Here is a 21,428-nt window from a genome sequence, read left to right as displayed (position 1 = left end):
TGAGACCTCCACCCTTCACGGGCCGCAAGTTGGAGAAGGGACTCGGGGAGTGACAGTCACTCGTTTGAGCTAGTGCTGGCAGAATCCCGCGCGACATGACCTTCGAAGAGACGATGCGGGAGCTGGAGCGGCTGGGCACGGCGCAGACGCGGAAGACCTATCTGCGCCACGGCGCTCCAGAGCCTGTGTCCGGTGTGAACTTCGGTCCGTTGGGGGTGTTGAAGAAGCGCATCGGCACGGACGGCGTGCTCGCCCGGGCGCTCTGGGCGTCCGGCCACACGGAGGCGCGGTTCCTGGCGACGATGGTGGTGGACGCGCCCGAGATGCCCTGGAAGGAGCTGGACGCCTGGGCGAAGGGGCTGGACTGGTACGGGCTCACGCCCGTCTTCGTGTCGAACGTGGTGCTGCGTTCACCGCACGCGGTGAAGGCGCTGACGTGGACACAGTCGAAGTCCGAATGGGTGGGGCAGGCAGGGTGGCAGAGCCTGTCCGCGCTGCTCACGAAGACCGCGCTGCTCGCCGGGGAAGACCTGCTGCCTTGGCTGAAGCGGATTGAACAGGAACTGCCGGGCGCGAAGAACCGCGTCCGCGAGGCGATGAACGGCGCGCTCATCGCGGTGGGCTCCACCGGGGGCGCGGTCCAGGCCGCGGCGCTCGCGACGGCGAAGCGGCTGGGCAAGGTGGAGGTGGATCAGGGCGACACGGCCTGCGAGACGCCGGATGCCACCGAGTACATCCTGAAGATCCAGGCCCGGAAGGAAGCGAAGGCCAAGGCTCCGGCCAAGAAGCCCGCGGCCAAGAAGGCTCCCGCCAAGAAGGCCCCGGCCAAGAAGCCCGCGGCCTCCAAGCGCACGCGGGCCCGGGCCTGACCTGGCGCGTGCGCCCGGCATGGAGGCCGGGCGCACGGTTCAACTCACCGGCTCAGTTCTTCACGCACGCGGCCTGGCCACCCGCGTCCTTGTACGTCTTCACGCGCTTCACCAGGTTGCCGCCGTCCGACTCCGGCGTGGTCTGCTCGTAGTTTCCCGCGCCGAAGAGCATGCCCACGCCGCCCGCGGCGGCCACTTCGCCCGGGTGCGTGAGGAAGTAGTCCACGCGGTTGTCGCGCCACTTCTGGTTGCTGTTGGGCAGGGACATGTTGCCCACCGGCAGCTGCCACCAGATGTGCGGCTTGCCCAGCCGCGTGGAGACGGCCTTCGCCCAGGTGAAGGCCTGGTGGAAGTGCGGCAGCTTGCGGTTCTCCGGATCCCACCAGGCCGCGCTGCCCGTCGTCTTCTCGTACCAGCCCGCGTCGCGGTCGGACGCCTCCACCGTGACGAAGTCCGTGTCGCCCGCGCCCACGGACAGGAGGAAGTCCGCGACCTTGTTCGCCTCGCCCGCCACGTCGAACGACGCATCCGTATTCTGGGACACGTCCGTCTTCGTCGCCCACGCGCTCGCGTGCAGGCCCACCTTCGCGTTGGGCGCGTACTTGCGCACCATGGCGATCATGCACCTGCCCAGGCCCGCCCCGTTGTTCTCCTGGCTGCCGCAGTCCGTGGGGTTCGCCGCCTTCACCGCGACCGGCGTGGACTGCGCCTTGCCGTCCTTGGGGAAGAACTGGAGATAGGCCCACATGTCCGGCTCGATTTGCAGCAGCGCCTTCTCCTGGCCCACCTGCTTCAGCAGGAAGCGCCAGTCCGCGAGGTAGCGCCCCAGGAACGCCGAGTCGTTGAGCGCCTTCAGCTGCTGCTCGCCCTCCGTGTAGCCGCTGGCCTGGAAGGCCTCGTAGTAGGTGATGAAGGGAATCTGCCCGTTCGTCTGCGCGGACTTGATGAAGTCGCGCACGTAGGCACCGGGCGGCTCCTGGTCGTACTGCCAGCAGCCCCACCACCCGCAGCCGCCACCGCTGTTGGAGCATGACGCGCCGTCGGACGTGCACCCGGACGCGCACGAGTTGCACGCGTCCTTCGAATCGAACAGGCCCGCCGCGATGTAGAGGTAGCGCACGTCGAAGGGCGCGGCCTTCGCGGTGTCGTCCTCCATCTGCGCGCCCACCAGCACCGTGCTCTTGCCCAGCGTGGTGAGGAACTTCGCGCCCAGACACTCCGAGCCGTCGCCCGGCGTCACCCCGGGCCCATCCGTGCCCGGCCCGGGCTCACCCCCCGGCTCACTCGAATCCGAACAGCCCGCCACGGCCAGCAGGCCCGCTGCGAGGAACGGCCAACACTTCCGACGAAACAGGGCAGGGGTCCGCATGATGTCCAGAACTCTACTCCGCCCCCGTCCTCTCATGCCCCTCACCGCTGGGAGCTTTTCCTAGCCTTGCCTGGAAGTCTTGAGTCACGCTCGCCCCACCGGCCCACAGCCGGCCTACCCCCCGAGGTGTGCGTGATGAAGCTCCGTTTGTGCGTGCTGCTGGTCCCCGCGCTGCTGGCGGCCGGCTGCGGTCCCCTGGAGGAAACCCCCGAGCCGGTCATCGACGAGCTGACCGGGCAGGTGCTCCAGGAGGCGACGACGAAGTACGACATGCACCGCCTGTTGGAGGACTCGGACGTCACGGGTGGGGCGGGCATCACGCCGGCGCAGGTGCAGGCGTTCCTCCAGCAGCAGGGCTCGTACCTGGCGGGCTACACGGACCCTGCCTACGGCAAGACGGCGGCGACGCTCATCGTGGAGCGCTCACGCGCGAGCAACATCAGCCCGCTCTACATGCTGGCGCGCATCCAGGGCGAGTCCAGCCTCATCCAGAGCGGCACGTCCACCAACCTGAGCAAGGCCACGGGCTGTGGCTGTCCGGACGGCAGCGGCTGTGACGCGCAATACGTGGGCTTCGGCAAGCAGGTGGAGTGCGGTGCGAAGAAGATGCGCGGCTACCTCACCGACCTGGAGGCGGGCCGGGCCACCATCTCCGGCTGGAAGACGGGCGTGACGAAGTCCACGTCGGACCCGTGCTCGGTGAAGCCGGTGAACCACGCCACCGCGGCGCTCTACACGTACACGCCCTGGGTGGGCGCGTACGCCATCCAGTGCGGCCGCACCACGGTGGGCGGCTCGTCGCTGATGGCGTCCATCTACAACCGCTACAAGACGGCGTACGCGTGGACGCTCACCTCCGCGGAGGGCTGCTTCTCCGGCACGGTGGACGCCACGGTGCCGGAGGGCTCGTGCGTGCAGAGCTCGTCGGACGCGCTGTGGCGCCAGTGCTCGCAGGGCGTCTTCATTGGCGGCACCACCGCGAAGCCGTCCAACTGCAACGTGTCCTTCCCGTACTGCGCCTCCACGCGCCTGGGCCGGAGCGTGCCCCTGCGCACCTGCGTGCAGGTGAGCAGCACCCTCTGGCAGCAGTGCGGAGCGGAGGGGACGTGGCGGGACGCGCCGGGCGCGGGCAGCACGGGCGTGGGGCCCGTGGGCACGTGCTACGCGGCGTACTCGCTGTAGGGCGGCACACCGCCGCCCGGACGGGACGCACTTGCGTCCGGGCGGTCAGTATTCCTTGGTCCAGATGAGGTCCAGGCCGCCGGAGCGCGCGTCGCCGTACATGCCTTCCAGGCTCCAGCGCGGGCTGAAGAGGTACTGGAAGCGCACGGCGTTGGCGTTCTCGCCCTTCTGGAGGTTGGCGCCCACGCGGCCGGTGTAGCCCACGTAGATTTTGTCCGTCACGTACGTGCCCACTTCCAGCTTGGTGCCGGCGATGCCGCTGTCACCCGCTTCGATGGAGAGCACATCCAGGGGCAGCTTCGCGGCAATGGCCTTGCGCGCCTCGTTGGCGACGAACGAGCCCACCACGGAAGCGGCCTGCGCGCCCGCGTTCATGGACGCACCGGAGCCGCGCTCCAGCGTGCGGCGGCCGGTGGCGAGCAGCGTGTAGATTTCCGACTCCGGCAGGGCCGGGTCGCTCGTCGTCTTCAGCGTCACTTCCTTGCCCTGGCCGCGCACGGTGACGAAGACGGTGACGTTCGCGTTGTCGTTGCGGTGCTCGGCGGTGACGTTGATGTACGGCATCATCACGGGGCCGGTGAAGCGCACCTGGCTGTCGCGCTGCACGTCGAAGCGGCGGCCCAGCACGTCCACGCGGCCCAGCAGCACCATCACCTCGCCGAACATGCGCGCCTCGTTGGCGTACTCGACGCGGAAGCCCTCGGACAGGCCCAGCTGGACGTTGAGGTCCGTGCCGCGCACCCACAGGTTGCGAGGCGCGTTGATGTTCACCCAGAACTGCCGCTGCGGGGGGCCCTCGTCCTCGCCATCCTCCGCCAGGGTCTCCTCTTCCGCCTGCGACGTGGGGCCGCCCGCGCCGCCGCTGCCCAGCGTCGACTCCGGGTTGCCGGGCATGCCGGGCGAGTCCGGCGCGTTGCGCGGATTTTCCGCCTTCGGCGACGTGGCCACCTGCGTGGGTGCCTTCTCCTTCTTCTTGCGCTTGTCCACCGGCACGCCGTTGCGGACCATCACCACGTCCACGGGGCGCTCCAGGGGTTGCAGGTCCTTGCGCTTGGCCTCCGGCAGCTCGACGTGCGCCTCCGGGATGGACAGGTCGCTGATGTTCACCAGCCGCTCGGTGAGGCTGCCCTTCATGGACAGGTTCAGCGTCACGAGGGCCATGAGCTGGTCCTCCACCACGATGGGCAGGTTCTTGGTGTGGCCCTTGCCCTCCAGCACGAACTCGCCGCTCTTGCCCTGGCGGTTCGCGGTGGCCGTCAGCTCCAGCGTGCCGTTGCCGGACTTCGCGGTGAGCTTCTTGAGGTCGATGCGCTCCTGCGACGCGTTCAGCGCGAGCTGGATGTCGTGGTACTCGCCGAAGCCCTGCAGCCCCAGCCGGCCGTCCTTCCACTGCAGGTCGCCCTTGAAGGTCGGCGCGCCCACGGTGCCGCCCAGGTTCGCGTCCGCCTGCATGATGCCGCCCAGCGAGCGCACATACGGGGAGATGCCGGAGAGGAACGTCGGGTCGAAGCGGCGCGCGCGCAGCGACACCTCCACCGGCGCCCGCTCCGCCTTCTTCGCGGGCCCCTGCGCGGACTGGAACGCGGGCAGCGACAGGTCCAGGTCCATGGTGCCGCCCATCAGCAGCGATCCGCCGCCGGGCGCGGTGAGCATCGCGTCGAAGAGGGACTTCGCCTGGGAGTAGGAGTAGTGCAGCCGCGCCTGGCCCAGCGCCGTCTGCGCGACGCCCAGGCCCTGCATGCCCGCGTTCAGCTCCAGCTCCGGAGCCTCCGGCGTGCCGCGCGCCAAAAGCTCCATGGACAGCACGCCCTGCGGCCCGCGGTTGCCCTGCGCCGGCGCCACCGCCATGCCGGGAATCTCACTCAGGGGCACGGGCCCCACGCGGCCCTTCATCCGGAAAGGCACGCGGCTGACCACCTCGCGGTCCTGGAGCGCGGCCAGCGGCGCCAGCACGCGCGCCTCCAGCGTGGCCAGCGGCCCGTTGGGGCGCTGCACGTCCAGCGTCAGCTTCACGTCCTCGGTGCCCGCCAGCGCCAGCGCGGTGCCGTTGAGGGGCGGCAGGCCGTTGGCGGTGACGCCCTTGGCCTGCATCTCCACGCGGCCCTGCGGCGCGAGCGCGGAACCGTTCACGTCCGCCTTCAGCGTCACCGTGCCGCCCGGCTTGTCCACGCCCTCCGCGCCTTGGAGCAGCGTCAAGGGCAGCTCCGCCACCAGCGCCTCCAGGTGCAGCGGCGCCTCCAGCGCCTGCGCGGGCGTGGGCGGGTTCGCGATGACGCCGCCCAGCGTGAAGGGCGTCTTCACCAGGACGTAGGCCCGCGGCGCCACGCCCTTCACGTCCATCCGCGCGCTCAGCGTGGCGTCGTTCGCGTCGGAGTTCGCGTGCAGTTCGAAGCCCAGCGCCTTCGCGAAGAGGGCCTCCGGCCGGCCGGGGTAGCGCAGGTCCGCGCCCACCACCTTCAGGTCCAGGCGAGGGTCCTTCGCGGAGCCGTCCACCACCAGCGTGCCGGTGACCTGACCGGAAGGGCCGGGCGGCTGGTTCGCCAGCTTCAGCACCTCCGCGACGTCCAGCTTCTCCAGGTTCACCGTCAGGGACAGCGGCTCGTTGCGCCGGCGCAGCACGCCCTGCACGGGCACGTCGAACTTCGAGGACACGCGCGCCGCGTTCAGCTCCGCGCCCAGCGTGCCGGTGGCGCGGTCCTTCACGTATTGCGCCTTCACCTGGAGCCCCAGGCCCTCGTAGCCGCGCGCCTTGCCGTCCGTCAGCGTGAGGTCCACGTCCGCGTCCGGCCGCGCCATCCGGCCCTTCGCCGCGACATGGCCGGACAGCGTGCCGCCCAGGCCCAGGTCCTCCGGCACCGCGATGCGCGGCAGCTTCGACAAGTCGAAGGCGCCCAGGTCGATGCGCGCGTCCACGCGCTCGCCATCCTTCACCGCGGCGATCTTCAAGGTCTGCGGCCCCGACGCGAGCGCCAGCGGCGGTGCCAGCGCGATGCGCCCGCCACCGAAGGCCAGGTGCGTGGGCTGCTGGAGCGTCCAGGTGGCCTCCGGCCAGGACAGCGAGAAGGCGCGCATGGCCAGCCCCTCGTTGTCCTCGTCCACCGTGCCCTCCACGCCCAGCGCGAGCTTCGCGTCGCCGTCCACGCGCACGCTGGCCTTCAGCTCGCGGTTCTCGCCGGTGGTGAGCGCCAGCGACAGGTCGCGGAACGTCTTGCCCCCGGTCTTCAGCTCGCTCACCAAGACGGTGGCGTCGGTGGTGAGCGGACGGGTGACGTCCGGCACGCTCGCCTTCAGCGACAGGTCCTGGATGGCGATGTCGCCGTAGTTCAGCGCCACGAAGTTGCCGTCCGCCTTCACCCCCGGCGAGCGCGGCGGCCCCTTCACCTGGAGCTCCAGCGAACCGCTGCCGGACATGGGCGGCACGGTGCCGCCGGGCAGCAGCTTGTCGAGCGCCTGAGACAGGAGCTTCAGGTTGCCCGCGGACAGGCTGCCGCGAGCCTCCAGCGCCTTCGAGGTGCCTTCGCCAGACGCGACGAACGCCGCGCCCGGCATCATCACGCGCAGGTTGGCCACGTTGTAGCGGCCGTCCTTGGCGCTGGCCTTCATCTCGATGGGGCCCACCGACTGGCCCCGGAACTCGGACGGGGTCACCGTGAGGAGCACGTCGCCGTCCAGCGTCTCCACGCTGTCGCCACCGCCGTGCGCGATGAGGTCCGCGGCGATGTTGGTGGGGATGCCGTTCTCCATCAGCTCCGCCAGGTTGACCCCGCGCGCCTTCACGGTGGTCTCCGAGGTGCGGAACGTCTTGAGGTTCACGTCGCCCGTGAGGTCCAGCGTGGCCTTGCCCGCGGACGCGCCCAGCTGGGCCTTCGCGAGGTCGCCGTCCATGGACGCGGTGCCCTTCGCTTCAATGGGCACCACCAGCGGATACGCGGGCACGAAGGCCTTCACCGGCTCGGGAGGAACGGCCAGCCGGCGCAGCTCCACGGCCGCGGCCGTCTCACCGGTCTGCTTCGCGCCCAGGTCCGCCTCGATGCCCGCGAGCCCCAGCTGCGCGTCCACCTGGCGCACCACGTCTTTGCCCTGGCCCTTGAGCACCAGTCGCACCGGACCGGTGAGCGGACGCGTGAGGCCGCCCGTGGCCTGCAGGTCCGCGGCGAAGTCCATGTCCGCCAGCGCGTAGTGGCCTTCACCCTTCGCGCCGAGCTCCTCCAGGCGCACCTGTCGCTCGCCGCCGTCCGGCAGCTCCTGCTGGAAGTCCACGTAGCCGTGGCTCAGCTCGAAGTCCTTGAGGTGGATGCGCAGGGCGCTCTTGCTCTCAGTGGGAGGCTCCTCGGGCTTGGGCTCCCGGGGCTCCAGCGCGCGCATCACGTTGAGGCCGCGCTCGTCCTGCACCAGGTACAGGCGGGGCGTCTCGATGCGGACCTTGGTCAGGTCCACCTTCTGGCCCAGCAATGGAGACAGGTTCAGCCGCGCCTCCACGCGGGCGATCTCCGCCGCCAGGTCACCTTCCGGCGTGTAGAGCTTGATGCCGGTGAGGACCGCGCCGTTGAAGTCCAGGTCGAACCCGCCCAGCTCCAGCCGGCCGGCGAACTGCTTGTTCGCCAGGTCCACGCCGAAGCGGGCGATGCGGGCGGACCCGCCGGGACTGGTGGCGTACACGAGCGCGCCCACCACCAGCAGGACGATGAGTCCCAGGAAGCCAAGCAGGCCCCACAAGAGCCGCCGTCCCCAGCGCTTGCGCCGGTGGGGCGGGGCGGAGGGGGCGGGGTTCGTGGGTTCGCTCAAAACGCCTCTCCGATGGAGATATGGACCGCGCACAGCCCTTCCGGGGCACCCGCGTACGCTGCTTCAGCGGACGTCGAGGTCTTGTCGAACTTGCGTCCGAAGCCCAGGCATCCACCAGAGGACGGATAGATGTATCCGGGATCGCTGACGGGCAATCCCCGCCCGATGTTCAAGCGCCTGGCGATGTCCAGTCGGATGGGGCCCACCACCGTGAGGTAGCGCAGGCCGGCGCCCAGCGCGTGGTAGTGCTCGGGACCGAACAGCTTGGGGGCGTTCTTGCCGAACAGCGCCTCCGTGCCCACGAGGCCGGAGTCATAGAAGATGGCGAGCATCAGGCTGTCCGTGAGCAGGTAGCGCAGCTCCACGGAGCTCTCGAAGAGGCTGTTGCCGCCCACGGGGACGGTGTCCCAGGAATCCAGGATGGGGTTGCCGTTCGCGTCCAGCAGGACGTTGCCGTCGTCGTCCTTCTTGTAGGTGGGCGCGAGCGGCGTCATGGGGGACAGCCGCTGGCCGTTGAAGCCGCGCATCGCGGTGGCGCCGCCGGAGAAGAAGCGGGTGACGATGGAGCTCTGGCCGCCGCCCGCCGGGTCCAGCGTGCCCGCGCGCAGCTTCACCGCGAGCGTCAGGTCCTTCTTGTCGCCCAGGGAGTGGTAGTAGCGCAGGTCCGGCAGCAGCCGGACGTACTGGTACTGCCCGAAGAAGGGGCCGCCGCCCTTCTGGATGGAGAAGCCCACGTAGTAGCCGTCGCGCGGCTCGGTGCGGTCGTCTCGCCGGTCCCAGGCGAACGCAATCTCCAGGAAGCTCAGCGCCTGGTCGCACCGCCCCGCCGTATTCGGGCAGCCCAGGATGATGGGCGGGACGCTCTCGTCCAGGCTCACCTGCCCCGTCAGCCGGTAGAGCTGCAGGTTGTATGAGGGGAAGACGGAGAAGGACGGGTGGGGCGTCCAGATGACGCCCGTCTTGAGGTAGCCGCCGTAGAACGAATAGGCCTGCTGGAGGCCCTTCTCCGCGGTGACGGAGGCCTGCAGGGCCAGGTCGCGGAAGAGGAAGCGCGGCTGCTCGAACTCCGTGGTGAAGCTGAAGATGGGGGCCTCGGCGGAGCCTTCGTCGTTGCGCAGGCTCGCCAGCACGTTGGGGATGAACGCGTAGCCCAGGCGTCCGCGCAGCGTGAGCCGCCGCAGGCCTCCGCGGAAGTTGCGGTTGGACCACTCGCCCAGCACGCGGCCTTCCTGCCGCGCGGCGTCCACGCCGATACCGCCGCCCAGCCGCAGCGAGTGGAAGGGCGACTCGCGCACGTCCACCACCACCGGCACCGTGGCGTTCTGCCGGTCCGGCGCGCCCCGGTTCACCTTCACCGCGCCGAAGACGCCCATGCGGAAGACGCGTGCCTGCGCCTCCGCCAGCGCCGCTTCGCTGAAGTAGGCGCCCTTGACTACGGCACCCTGCGCCTGCTCGATGATGCGGCGGGGCGGCACCTGCGGGTTCGCGTCCGTGGCGATGAAGATGTTGCCGAAGCGGTAGCGCAGGCCCGGCGCGATCTGCAGGTCCACCACGGCCTTCTGTGTGGCCACGTCCACGCGCACCTCGCCGCCGACCTCCGCCTCCGCGTACCCCAGGTTCTTGAGCCGCTGGAGCACCACGTCCTTGGTGGCCGACCACGTCTCCTCGCGGAACACGTCGCCGGTCTTCACCGGCAGCTCCTCCAGGATGCGCTCCCGCTCGCGCTGAGACGGCTGGTCCTTCCCCTGGCCCAGGGACTCCAGGCCGTGCGTTTCGATGCGGTCGATGACGGTGGGCGCGCCCTCGTTGACCACCACCTTGAGGCGCACGGCCTTGTCGCCGTCCGGGATGACTTCGTTGGACTCCACCTGCGCCTGGTAGAAGCCCTCCGCCTGGTAGAAGCGCTCGATGCGGCGCAGGTCCGCCTGCCACGCGTTGGTGTCGAAGTAGTGCGCCTTGCCGAAGGGCCAGAACGCGTACCAGGGCGTGGAGGACGTGAGGATGCGGTCCTTGATGTCCCCGTCGTCCACCTTCTTCGTCCCCTCGATGTCCAGGGACTTCACCTTGGGGCCGGTGGGCTGATTGGAGGTGGTGGCGCACGCCGTCAGCAGCACGGTCAGCGCGAGGGGCACGGCGGAGCGGAATCGGAGGAGTCGGACGTCGGCCACGCCACGTTTCTTACCGGATGGCCAGCCCCGACGCGTTTCGCAATGTTTCTTTGTGCGGCGAGTGTCGCATTCCACGACCTGGGGGACGGGGTCAGTGTCCGCCAAAACCCGGGCACTTCCGTGGCGCGTGCAACCGGGCCCGGGGTGCGTCAGATTCGGGCCCCTATGGTCCGGCGAATCGCACTCTTGCTGTCGGCCACGCTGGTGCTGGCCACCGGCTGCGGCGTGAGCGAAGACGAAGTGGTCCAACTCAAGGAGGGAGAGAACCTCGCCGACACGCCCTACTGTGGCTCGGTCGGATGCGCGGATCCGCTCCGCTTCTGCGCGGAGCTGTTCCTGGAGTTCGGCCGCTCGCCGCCCCTGTGCGTCGTGGACAACATCTGCGACCGGTTGGAGTGCGCGAAGGCGGGCCGCCGCTGCGCCGTGTTCGACGGCTTCCCCGGCCAGGTGAAGTGCATCGAGGACAACGGCCAGCAGTAGGCGGCCGTCGTCCACGAACCCCGGGGCAGCGGTCCCCGGGGGGGAAGCTTCAGGCTAGCGGCGCGACGAGGCGGTGAGCCACGCCAGGCGCTCCGCGGCGTCCTTCGTCTGGGCTTCCGTGAGCAGCGCGTCCGTGTTCTGCGCGATGCGGTAGGCCCAGTTGGCGTCGCCCATGGTGCCGGGCAGGTTGATGCGGTCGCGGGTGCCCAGCACGTCCTGCCACGGCAGCACGCACAGGTCCGAGCCCGCGTTGAGCGCGGCGGCCAGCGTGGCGCGGTGGATGTCCGGGGTGAACTCGCGCGTCACCGCCACGCCCTGGAACTCCGGCCACGCGCGCGCGGCGTTCTGGCGCTCGTCGTCGCGCGCCTGCTCCCACCACTCCGCCTGCGGCTCCGTGTCGTGCGTGCCGGTGGTGACCAGCGACACGACGGGGAACTGGTGCGGGTCGCGATAGGTGTTGTCGTCGCGCTCCCAGCGCAGCACCCGATAGCCGGGCAGCTTCAGGTCCGCGAGGATTTGACGCACGAACGGGGGAATTACACCCAGGTCCTCGGCGACGATGCCCGCGCCCTCCGACAGGAGCCGGAAGTGCTTCTCACCCTGGCGGCGCCAGGTGGGCTCGTCCCCGGGGACGAAGTAGCCGGTGGGGTTCTTCTCGTCGCGGATCCACTGGCGGAAGTAGCCCACCGCATGGTCCACGCGGCGCAGGTCGTAGTAGCTGGCCGCCTTGGCCGCGCGCTTCTTCAGCCACGCGTAGTCGTCCTTCTCCATCGCGGCGAAGTCGAAGTAGGGCAGGCCCCAGTCCTGGCCCGTGGCGGAGAAGTCGTCCGGAGGCACGCCCAGGCGCGCGTCGCGGCGCAGGATGTCCGGGTGGGCCCAGCAGTCGGAGCTGTCCTGCCCGATGATGAAGGGCTCATCCCCGCACAGCAGCACGTCCTTCGCCTTCGCCTGCGTGCGGACCTGGTTCCACTGCGCCTCCGCCAGCCACTGGAGCCACGCGTGGTAGCGCACGCGGCGCTCCATGCCTTCCTTCTGGATGGCGAGCAGCGCGTCCGGCTGGCGCGTGCGCAGGCCTTCGGGCCACTGCCACCAGGGACGGCGGTCTTCCTTCTCGCTGATGGCGGTGAAGAGGGCGTAGCTCTCCAGCCACTCGCCCTGCGCCTCGCGCCACTTCTGGAACTCCTGGGCGCGCGGCGTGCGCGGGGCCCACTCATGCTTCTCGAAGTGGTCGAAGGCGCGAGCGAACGCGGCGTCCTTCAGCGGGAACACCAGGTCGTAGCGCACGCGCGCCGCGGCGCGGGCCTCCGCCAGCTGCTGCTTCTGCGCGTCGCTGAGCGCGCCCTCTGCGCCGGTGGCCTGGAACTCCGGCACCTGGTTCAGGTCGATGAACAGCGGGTTCAGACCGAACGCGGACCGCGTGGCGTACGGGCTGGGGTCGCCGGGCGCGGTGGGGAGCAGCGGCAGCACCATCAGCATGCGCTGACGCGCGGCCTTCATCCAGGAGAAGAGCCCGTCCATGGCACCGAAATCACCGATGCCGAAGTCCGTTCGCGAACGCAGGGAGAAGAGAGGCAGCAGGAGACCGGAGAGCCGGCCAGGAGTGGACATGATGCGGCGCAATCTGCCCCAGCCCCGGGCCGGTGTGAACTGCCGTCGCGACGCGGTGCACACACGCTTGCTTGTCGGGCCCGCCGTCGGTCCCGGGACGCTCAATGGTTGACGATCACCCCCATGAGGCGGGAAGGACCGCCCCCATGAAACCGCTTCCCCTGTCCTTCTACGCCCGGCCCACCCTGGAAGTAGCGCGCGACCTGCTGGGCACCCTGCTGGTGGTGGACGGCGTCCGGGGCCGGCGCGTGGGCCGCATCGTGGAGGTGGAGGCCTACCTGGGCGAGCACGACCTGGCGTGTCATTCGTCCAAGGGCCGCACGCCGCGCACGGAGGTGATGTTCGGGCCGGCGGGGCGCTCGTACGTCTACCTCATCTATGGAATGCACCACTGCTTCAACGTGGTGACGGACGCGCCCGGGGTGGCCGCGGCGGTGCTCGTGCGGGGCGTGGAGCCGGTGGAGGGCATCCCGCCCGGCGAGCGGACGGACGGGCCGGGAAAGCTGTGCCGGGTGATGGGGCTCAACCTGAACCACAACGGCCTCACGCTGGACTCGGAGGGGCTGTACCTGTCGCTGGGGACGCCGGTGCCGGACGCGCGGGTGGAGCGGGGGCCTCGTATTGGCGTGGAGTACGCCGGGGCGTGGGCCGCTGAACCCTTCCGGCTGTGGGATCGGGACAGTGGACACGTCAGCCGCTTCGTCTCCCGGCGGCCTCGCCGTCGGCCTTGACGCGGAACCTTTCGACTGGTTGGGTGGGAAACGTCATGTCCCACGAGGCTCCCCAGGAAGAAGACCGGCAGGAAGAAGACCGGCGGCTCCTGATGCGGGCCCAGGACGGTGACGTGTCCGCCTTCGAGGCCCTGGTGGGCCTGCACCAGGACCGGGTGTACGGCCTGGCGCTGCGGATGACGCGCTCGGAAGCGGACGCGGCGGAAATCACCCAGGACACCTTCCTGTCCGCCTACCAACACCTGAAGGACTTCCGGGGCGAGGCGGCCTTCGGGTCCTGGGTGCACCGCATCGCGGCCAACCACGCCCTCATGCGCCTGCGTCACCGGCGGGTGGCCCAGGCGGCCGAGTCCGAGCTCCAGACCCCTGAGTTCACGGAGCGGGGGACCCTGGCGGACTACCCCGTCTCGGACTGGAGCCGGGACGCCGAGGAGAAGGCGCTGGACGCGGAGCTGGGGCAGGCCATCCAGCAGGCGGCCGACCGGTTGCCGGAGGGCTACCGGGAAGTCTTCCTCTTGAAAGACGTGGATGGCCTCAGCTACGAACAGATCGCAGAGGTGACGGGGGATTCCATCCCCGCCATCAAGAGCCGCCTGCACCGGGCACGGCTCGCGCTGCGAGAAGCCATCGACCTGTTCTACAACCGGGACAATCGCGGGGTGTGAAACCCCCAGGGCGCCTCGGCATCTTCGAACAGGAACGAGGGGAGCCGCAGCCAGCCGAGGTTCGGATGTATACCTGCAAAGATTCCATCAACCTCCTGCTTGAGTTCCTTGAGGGCGAAATGCCCGAGGAGGAGGCGCGGCACCTGCAGGAGCACCTGTCGGGCTGTAAGCCCTGCGAGGAATTCCTCAGCACCTATCGGGCGACTCCCGGCCTGTGCAAGCGCGCCATGGCGCTGAAGATGCCTCGGGAAGTGTCAGCGAAGCTGACCGAGTTCCTGCGCTCGAAGATCAAGTCCTGCTCGTGAACCTGAAAAGTCTGTCGCTGCCGGAGCTGGAAGCAGCGCTCGCGCCGGCCCAACCGTCCGCGACCGCGGTGCGCAAGGTGTTCGCGGGCGTCTTCGCCCACGCCCGTCCCACGGTGGATGCCGTCGCGCTGGCGCCCCAGGTGCCGCGCCGGGTCGCGGACCTGCTCCGCGCCCAGGCGGAGATGCCGTCCCTCAAGGTTGTGGAGCGGCGGCAGGCGGAAGACGGCTTCGTGAAGTACCTCTTCGAGTCACCGCTGGGTGGCCGCATCGAAGCGGTGCGCATCCCCATCTTCGAGGAGAAGTACGTCGTCTGTGTGTCCAGCCAGGTGGGCTGTGCGCTGGCGTGCGACTTCTGCATGACGGGCAAGCTGGGCTTCCAGCGGAATCTCCAGACCTGGGAGATCCTGGATCAGGTGATGCAGGTGCGCGCGGAGGCGGACCGGCGCGTGGGCGGCGTGGTGTTCATGGGGATGGGCGAGCCGCTGCTGAACTACAAGGAGACCATCCGCGCGGCGCAGATCCTGTCGCACCCGGCGGGGTTCTCCATCTCCGGCACGGCCATCACGTTCTCCACGGCGGGGCACGTGCCCGCGATTCGCCGCTACACGAAGGAAGGGCACCCGTTCCGTCTGGCGTTCAGCGTGACGAGCGCCATCCCGGAGAAGCGCGCGAAGGTGCTCCCCATCGAGAAGACGCACCCGCTGCCGGAGCTGATCCAGGCCATCCGTGAGTACAGCGAGGCGCGGCGCGAGCGGGCGATGATTGCCTACGTGGCCATCCAGGGCTTCAACCTGGAGCGCGAGGACGCGGAGGCGCTGAAGGCGGCGTTCGAGGGCATCCCCATCAAGGTGGACCTCATCGACGTGACGGATCCGACGGGCAAGTACCTGCCGCCCACGGCGGAGGAGTTGAGCGCGTTCCGGGACCACCTTCAGATTCTGAAGGCGCCCATCGCGCGGCGCTATTCGGGCGGCAAGGAGATTGGCGCGGCGTGCGGCACGCTGGCGGCGAGCCAGTACGGCGGCACGGTGCTTCCGACGCCTGCTGCTTCGCCCCGGCAGGCCTGAGGTCCACGCCCGCGCGTGTTCACCGCCGCGCGGCTGGTGGAGAACACGGGTTCCGCCGGGAGGGGAGACGACTTAAGTCTCGCGCGGAGGGCTTCCGGGTCTGGAGGGCACCGCACGGATGTGGATCGAGCACGTCGACAAGCTGATTGGGGCGCTGGGGCCGTTCGGGTTCCTGGTGCTCGGCGTGGCGGCGATGCTGGAGTACGTGGTGCCGCCGTTCCCCGGGGACACCATCGTGCTCATGGGCGGCGTCTACGCCGTGCGCGGGGTGAAGCCCTGGTGGCTGGTGCTCGCGGTGGTGACCGCGGGCAGCGTGGTGGGCGCGTTCATCAACTACTCGGTGGGCCGGTGGCTGGCGAAGCGCTTCGAGGCGCAGCCGGGGCGCTCCTTTTTCGGGCTCACGCACGCGCGGCTGGAGCAGGTGCAGGCGCGGATGCGGCACGCGGGGCCGTGGCTGCTGCTGGTGAACCGGTTCCTGCCGGGCATCCGGGGCGTCATCTTCATCGCGGCGGGAGCGGCGCGCATGCCGCGCTTCAACGCGCTGGTGCTGGGTGCCATCTCCGCGCTGGCGCACAGCGGGCTCATCCTGGCGCTGGGCATGGCGGTGGGCGGCAACCTGGAGCGGTTGACGGTGCTGGTATCGCGCTACCAATACGCGGTCATCGGGCTGCTCGTGGTGGCGGCGCTGGGGTTCGGTGTGCGGGCGCTGACGCGGCGGCGTGAGTCGGCCGTGGAACCGTAGCGAGCCCGGTCGGGCATGAAAATGTGCGGGGACGACCCGCCAGGGTGGGTCGCACGTTGCGCGGGCCCGGGGTGGCGCGGTTGAGTCGGGGGCATGTCCCGCATCCGTGCTCGCTGGTGGCTGCTCGTGTTGCTCGTCCTGGTGGGAGGGTGCCGCTGTGGCGACGACCCCAACGTGGGCGGTGCGAGCGCCAGCTTCCGGCCGCAGGTCGAGGTCGTGGACTTCGGCCGGGTGCTGGAGGGCACGCAGGTGCGCCGTTCACTGACGCTGGTGGCCACCGGCCGCGCGGGCGTCACGGTGGACGCGGTGACGGACGCGCCCTTCTTCGTCGTCGTGTCCCAGATTGTCGTGGGGGGCAGCGGCACGGGCACGGTGGACATCCTGTTCTCCGCGGGCAGCACGCCGGTGGAGGGGGAGCTGGTGCTCACCGCGGGGCGCACCACGGCGAAGGTGAAGCTCACCGGCGTGGGCGTGCGTCCGCTGGCGTGCATCCCGCGGAGCGAGTGCCACGACTCGCGCTTCGACCTGGACTCCGGCCTGTGCATCGAGTCCCCGCAGGCGGACGGAGCGTCATGCATCCCCAGCAGCCGCTGCCAGGAGAACGGCCGCTGCCAGGCGGGCGTCTGCGTGGGGCAGCCGCGCACGTGCAATGACGACAACCCGTGCACGGTGGACAGTTGTTCGCCAACGCAGGGCTGCGTGACGGCGAGCGTCGCGTGCCCGGTGCCGAGCAACCCCTGCAAGGTGGGCGTATGCGACCGCAACTCGGGCTGCAAGGAGGTGGACGTGGCGGACTTCAGCCCCTGCGGCGCGGTGAGCTGCAAGGCGGCGCGGGTCTGCCTTGGCGGCACATGCCGGTCGGTGACGCCGCCGGACGGCTTCGTCTGCGCGCCGGCCACGCCATGCCAGGATGAAGGCAAATGCAGCGCGGGCGAGTGCATGCGCCCGGACGCGGGAGACCTGGAGTCCGTCTTCAGCGCGGAGCTGGGCGGGATGCCCGTCGCGGAGGACGGCGGACCGGTGCTGCTGGTGGACGATGGGACGGTCTACGCGTCGGTGTGCGGTGAGGACGCGGGCTGCTGGCTTGCCGCGTACACGGAGAGCGGACTGCTGCGCTACGAGTCGCCCTATGAGGACGGAGGCGCGAGGACGCTGCTCGCGGCGTCGGGCGCGGGCGTGGTGGTGCTCGCGCCGGAAGCGCTGGAGGCATACGCGCCGCGAGGCGTGGGCGAGCTGCGCTGGCGCACGTCGCTGGCGTTCGCCGATGCGGCGCTGGATGGAGGAACCCCGGAGGTCGTGCCCGGCACAACGGGAGCGGGCAGGGTGGCGCTCACGAAGGAAGGGGACGTGCTGACGTACGTCACGTGGAGCGACGACGCGGGCACGGAGCCGCTGCGCTCCCGGCTGGTGTTGCTGAGCGCGGACGCGGGCATGCCGCTGGCGATGGGGCCGGAGGAGGACGGCGGCGGAGCGGCGAGGCTCGCCGTGGACGACGCGCGCGGCGCGTACCTCTACACGCCGTGGGATGGACGGTTGGCCTTCACGGACCAGGCACCGGCTGCTCCGGTCACGGATGGCGGGACACTCATGGCGTTCGGTGATGCGCTCGAGGACGGAGGCATCGCATCACTGAGCCTCGAACCGCTCGATGCGGGTGTCCCAGGTGGAGCGTCATCACTGGCGCTCGCATCGGGACGGTTGCTCGTAGGCTCGCAGGCCTTCGTGGACACGGATGGAGGTGTGCTCACCGCGCTGGATTGGGACGCGGGCACACGCACGCTGTCGCCCCTGGCCGAGCCCGTGCTCATGTCCCCCGGAGGCGCGACCGGTCATGCGTTCGCGTTCGCGTGCGACCACACGGACGGAACTCCCTGCGCCGGCGCGGAGCTGCGCACGGTGCTGCGCTCCTTCAGCTCGGACGACGGCCAGCTCCTCTCAGAGGTGGACGTGTTGCCCTCGCCGGTGCTGCCCGGCGCCTTCCATGAAGCCGCGCTGCTGGAGCAGAACACCGTGGGCGTGCTCGCGGACGCGGAGCTGCCGAACGGTCAGCGCCAGGCGTGGCTCGAATGGATCGCCTTCGGCGACAAGCTCAATCAGTGCTCGCTGCCAGGCCGCGTGGAGGTGGCGGGCGCGGTGTTCGCCGGAGACCTGTTGCACGTGGCCCTGCGCCGCGACGGCGTCTGGTGGCTGGAGTCCTATCCCCTCGGTGGACGTACCGAATCCCGAGGCTGGCCCCAGCGCAACGCCAGTCCCGCAGGCACACGCCGCGCCGCGCCCTAACCGCCCGCGGCCGGGTCCACCCAGAGGTCCTCGTAGCGCACCTGCGGCGGCGTCTGGTGCAGCCGCAGGTTCTGCACGGAGGCCACCGCCACCGCGTGCGTGCGGTCGTGGTACAGCGGGATGAGCGGGCAGTCCTCGCGCGCCAGCATCTCCGCGCGCTTGTAGAGCTGCGAGCGCAGCTCCGGGTCGATGGACACGCGCGCCTCGGCGGTGAGTCGGTCCAGCTCCGGGTTGCGGTAGCCCAGCGGGTACACCGTCTGCGCGCTGGAGTTGAGCAGGAAGTGCAGGAAGGCGTCGGGGTCCGGGAAGTCCGCCAGCCACAGCGTGCGGAACGCCGGGACCTTCCCCTCGCGCAGGCGCGCCAGGTACTCCTCCGGCGGCATCTGCTCGTGGCGCAGCTCCAGCAGCCCCGCCTGGATCAGCGGACGGAAGAGCACCGCGTCCTCGGCGGACGTGTCGCGGCCCACCGCGTGGTGCAGGGTGAGCTGCAACCGCCGCACGCCCGCTTCGCGCAGGAGGCGCTCCGCCAGCGTCAGGTCCGGCACCGGCGTGGGCCCCAGCTCCTGTGCCCCGTCCAGCAGCTCCGGCGGCGTGAAGGTGCGGGCCGCGCGCGCGCCCGGGTGGAACTGCTCCACCACGCTCGGGATGTCCATGCCCGCGCGCAGCGCCCGCCGCACGCGCACGTCGTTGTACGGCGCCTCGTTCAGGTTGAGGCCCAGGAACGCCGTGGAGGGCGTGGTGCTGGTCACCACCTGATGCGCGTCCAGCCCATGCGCCTCCGTGTGCTCCACGTGCAGGAACGACACGAGGTCCACCTGCCCGTCCAACAACTGCCGCACCGCCTGCGGACGCGTCTCCGTGAGGACGAACTCCAACCGGTCCAGCAGCGGAAGCCCGCCGCGCCAGTAGGTGGCGTTGCGCTCCAGCACCATCCGGTCCGCCTGCATGCCCACGACGCGGAACGGCCCCGTGCCCACCAGCTTCCCCGTCGGGTCCAGCTTCGCCACCGCCGTGGCGGTCAGCGCCATGAGCTGGAGGAAGAACGCCTTGGGCTCGCGCAGGCGAATCTCCAGCGTGCCTTCGTCCAGGACCTCGATGCCCGTCACCTCGCGAGCCATTCCGCTGGCGTACTCGCGCGCGCCCTCCACGTCCTCCAGCAGGCTGCGGTCTGGCGAGCGCAGCGCCGGATCCATCAGCCGCTCCAGGTGGCGCTTCACGTCCTGCGCGGTGAGCAGGGCGCCGTCGTGGAAGGTGACGCCCCGGCGCAGGTAGAAGCGGTAGCGGCGAGCGGAAGGATCCGCGTCCCAGCGCTCGGCCAGGTCGGGCACCAGCATGCCGTCCTCCAGCCGCACCAGGCAGGAGAAGAGGCACGCCGTCAGCTCCGCCATCTGGTTCTCCACGGCGAACAGCGGATCCACCGTCTGCCGCGCGCGCAGCGAGCCCGACTGATGCAGGCCCACCCTCAGCGTGCCGCCCACGCGGGCCCGAGGCAGCTGGAAGCGGAACACCTCCGCCTCCAGGCTCGCCGTCTCGTGGCCCAGCTGGTCCACCGTGCGGTCCAACCCGTCGCCAATGCGGATGACCCGGCGCGCGTCCTCGCGCACCTGCGCGACTTCTTCACGAATGGACGCGTCACCCCGGGTGAGCACCTGGTGCGCGGCGCGCAGTTCCTCGATGGCCGCGCTCAGGCGCATCACCGCTTCGGACAGGTCGCGGCCGGTGCGCGCCTGGGCCTCGGCCTTCTGGCCGGCGCTCTGGCCCACGCGCGACATCTCCTGGATCTGGCGCACCAGGTCCCGCGCGTTGCCGGACTGCTCGATGGCCATGCGCGTGATGTCCTCCACGCGCCGGGCCACGCGCTTGCTGGCCTCCACGACGGTGGCGCCCTGCGCCTCCAGCCGCTGCGTCTCCATCACCGTGGCCTCCACGGCGGCGAAGGTGCGCTGGGTGATGGAGCGGATCTCGCTCAGGGCCTCGGAGGCGCGGTCGCCCAGGGCCACGCCCGCGGTGGCCTGCTCGCGGCCCTCCTGCACCAGCGCCACGGCGGTCTCCACCGCGTCGCGGATGCCGGTGACCATGGTGCCAATCTCGCGCGTGGAGCGGGTGGTGCGCTCGGCGAGGCTGCGGATTTCGTTGGCCACCACGCCGAAGGGGCGGCCGTGCTCGCCCGCCTGCGCGGCGATGATGGCGGCGTTGAGGGCCAGGAGGTTCGTCTGGTCGGCGATCTCCTGGATGACGTCCACGATGCGGCCAATCTCCAGCGACCGCGTGCCGAGCATCTCCATCAGCTCGGCCGCCTTGCGCACCGTCTCCTCCACCCGGTACATGCCCTGCACGCTGTCGCCCACCAGCGCCTCGCCGCGCTGGGCGGTGGCGGTGACGGCGATGGCCATGCTGTTGGTCTCCGTGGCGCGGCGGCGCACGGCGTCGATGCCGCCCTCCACCAGCGCGACGAAGTCCTCCGCCTCCGAAGCGAAGCGGCCCAGCTCGTCGCCCGACGCGGCGATGTGGGTCAGCCGCTCCGTCATCGCCTGGGTGAGACCGCTGGTGCGCTGGCTGAAGTCGTTGACGGTCTCCAGTCCGTCCACCACCTGGTGCAGCCGCTCGGTCATCTCCAGCAGGGCGCCCGTCGTCTCGTGCGCGAAGGTTTCAATGTGCTGCACGCGCTTGATGGCCACCTGGAGGCTGGTGCCGTTGCCGCCCACGGCGGTGAGCGTGCGCTCCACGGCGCCTCCCTGACGGCGCGCGGCCTCCAGCAGCATGCGGGCCTGCTCGCTCACGCCGTTGCCGGTGCGGTGCAGGTTGCTCGTCACGCGCTGCACCTGGGACATGGCCCGGCGCAGGGACAGGATGAGGCGGCGCAGGTCCTCCTGGCCCTCGAAGCCGGTGTGGATGGGCGTGGTGAGGTCGCCCTCCGCCAGCCGGGACATCAGGTCGCGCCGCTCGCGCCGCCGCATGGCCGCGAAGCGGAACCACGACAGGTAGCTGCCGATGAGCCAGAGGAACGGCACGCCGAGCAGCAGCACCGCCCACCCAGCCGTGTCATCCGGCTTGCCCGTCACCCAGAACAACACGAAGCCCAGGATGAGTGCGGAGACCAGGGCTGCCACCAGCCCGAACGAGAAGAGGTACCGTTTGGCGCCCATGGACGGGTGGACGCTAACCCGCCTTCTCGCG

At 70.4% G+C, this 21,428-nt stretch carries 14 protein-coding genes; 9 read left to right on the top strand and 5 right to left on the bottom strand.

The features are described from left to right. Positions 1–95: 95 nt before the first annotated feature. Complete coding sequence (locus tag GTZ93_RS20590; RefSeq protein WP_139922696.1) at positions 96–869, top strand: DNA alkylation repair protein; 774 nt, start codon at positions 96–98, stop codon at positions 867–869. Positions 870–921: 52 nt separating this feature from the next. Here GTZ93_RS20590 and GTZ93_RS20585 read toward each other — a convergent pair whose 3' ends face one another. After that, the gene (locus GTZ93_RS20585) at positions 922–2,238 is read right to left on the bottom strand and encodes a hypothetical protein (RefSeq protein ID WP_257979484.1); all 1,317 of its coding nucleotides are present in this window, start codon (positions 2,236–2,238) and stop codon (positions 922–924) included. A 135-nt stretch (positions 2,239–2,373) separates the two neighbouring features. Between GTZ93_RS20585 and GTZ93_RS20580 the strand changes: the two genes are divergently transcribed. Further along, positions 2,374–3,420 (top strand): hypothetical protein, encoded by a 1,047-nt coding sequence (locus GTZ93_RS20580; RefSeq protein ID WP_139922702.1) that lies wholly within the window; start codon positions 2,374–2,376, stop codon positions 3,418–3,420. A 45-nt stretch (positions 3,421–3,465) separates the two neighbouring features. On the opposite strand, the gene GTZ93_RS20575 is transcribed toward GTZ93_RS20580, so the two are convergent. Together GTZ93_RS20575 and GTZ93_RS20570 are read right to left on the bottom strand one after the other, a co-directional pair. Next, the gene (locus tag GTZ93_RS20575) at positions 3,466–8,205 is read right to left on the bottom strand and encodes a translocation/assembly module TamB (RefSeq protein ID WP_161662938.1); all 4,740 of its coding nucleotides are present in this window, start codon (positions 8,203–8,205) and stop codon (positions 3,466–3,468) included. Next, positions 8,202–10,373 carry a BamA/OMP85 family outer membrane protein gene (locus tag GTZ93_RS20570; RefSeq protein WP_257979065.1) on the bottom strand — a complete coding sequence of 724 codons (2,172 nt, stop codon included), beginning with the start codon at positions 10,371–10,373 and terminating at the stop codon, positions 8,202–8,204. Before GTZ93_RS20570 ends, GTZ93_RS20575 begins: the two co-directional genes overlap by 4 nt. Before the next feature lie 165 nt (positions 10,374–10,538). Here GTZ93_RS20570 and GTZ93_RS20565 point away from each other — a divergent pair, with 165 nt between their 5' ends. Beyond that, on the top strand, positions 10,539–10,853 hold the full coding sequence (locus GTZ93_RS20565; protein ID WP_139916603.1) for a hypothetical protein: 315 nt from the start codon (positions 10,539–10,541) through the stop codon (positions 10,851–10,853). A 54-nt stretch (positions 10,854–10,907) separates the two neighbouring features. On the opposite strand, the gene GTZ93_RS20560 is transcribed toward GTZ93_RS20565, so the two are convergent. Then, complete coding sequence (locus GTZ93_RS20560) at positions 10,908–12,461, bottom strand: 4-alpha-glucanotransferase (RefSeq protein WP_139916602.1); 1,554 nt, start codon at positions 12,459–12,461, stop codon at positions 10,908–10,910. 146 nt (positions 12,462–12,607) lie between these two features. On the opposite strand from GTZ93_RS20560, the gene GTZ93_RS20555 reads away from it, so the two are divergent. The 6 genes from GTZ93_RS20555 (at position 12,608) to GTZ93_RS20530 (ending at position 18,251) form a co-directional block, all read left to right on the top strand. After that, the gene (locus GTZ93_RS20555; protein WP_139916601.1) at positions 12,608–13,192 is read left to right on the top strand and encodes a DNA-3-methyladenine glycosylase; all 585 of its coding nucleotides are present in this window, start codon (positions 12,608–12,610) and stop codon (positions 13,190–13,192) included. 35 nt (positions 13,193–13,227) lie between these two features. Continuing rightward, positions 13,228–13,857 carry an RNA polymerase sigma factor gene (locus GTZ93_RS20550; protein ID WP_120575309.1) on the top strand — a complete coding sequence of 210 codons (630 nt, stop codon included), beginning with the start codon at positions 13,228–13,230 and terminating at the stop codon, positions 13,855–13,857. A gap of 65 nt (positions 13,858–13,922) precedes the next feature. Continuing rightward, positions 13,923–14,162 carry an anti-sigma factor family protein gene (locus GTZ93_RS20545; protein WP_014399836.1) on the top strand — a complete coding sequence of 80 codons (240 nt, stop codon included), beginning with the start codon at positions 13,923–13,925 and terminating at the stop codon, positions 14,160–14,162. Continuing rightward, on the top strand, positions 14,159–15,229 hold the full coding sequence (locus tag GTZ93_RS20540; protein ID WP_139916599.1) for a radical SAM protein: 1,071 nt from the start codon (positions 14,159–14,161) through the stop codon (positions 15,227–15,229). The genes GTZ93_RS20545 and GTZ93_RS20540 overlap by 4 nt, the downstream gene beginning before the upstream one ends. Before the next feature lie 118 nt (positions 15,230–15,347). Further along, complete coding sequence (locus GTZ93_RS20535) at positions 15,348–15,971, top strand: DedA family protein (RefSeq protein WP_139916597.1); 624 nt, start codon at positions 15,348–15,350, stop codon at positions 15,969–15,971. A gap of 93 nt (positions 15,972–16,064) precedes the next feature. Continuing rightward, positions 16,065–18,251 carry a hypothetical protein gene (locus GTZ93_RS20530; protein ID WP_139916595.1) on the top strand — a complete coding sequence of 729 codons (2,187 nt, stop codon included), beginning with the start codon at positions 16,065–16,067 and terminating at the stop codon, positions 18,249–18,251. On the opposite strand, the gene GTZ93_RS20525 is transcribed toward GTZ93_RS20530, so the two are convergent. Next, positions 18,248–21,397, bottom strand: a complete 3,150-nt coding sequence (locus GTZ93_RS20525) for an ABC transporter substrate-binding protein (RefSeq protein ID WP_139916593.1) — start codon at positions 21,395–21,397, stop codon at positions 18,248–18,250. The genes GTZ93_RS20530 and GTZ93_RS20525 overlap by 4 nt on opposite strands. Positions 21,398–21,428 lie beyond the last annotated feature (31 nt).

Source organism: Corallococcus exiguus (genome assembly GCF_009909105.1).
GTDB classification, from domain to species: domain Bacteria; phylum Myxococcota; class Myxococcia; order Myxococcales; family Myxococcaceae; genus Corallococcus; species Corallococcus exiguus.
This window is presented reverse-complemented; position numbering and strand designations above follow the sequence as displayed.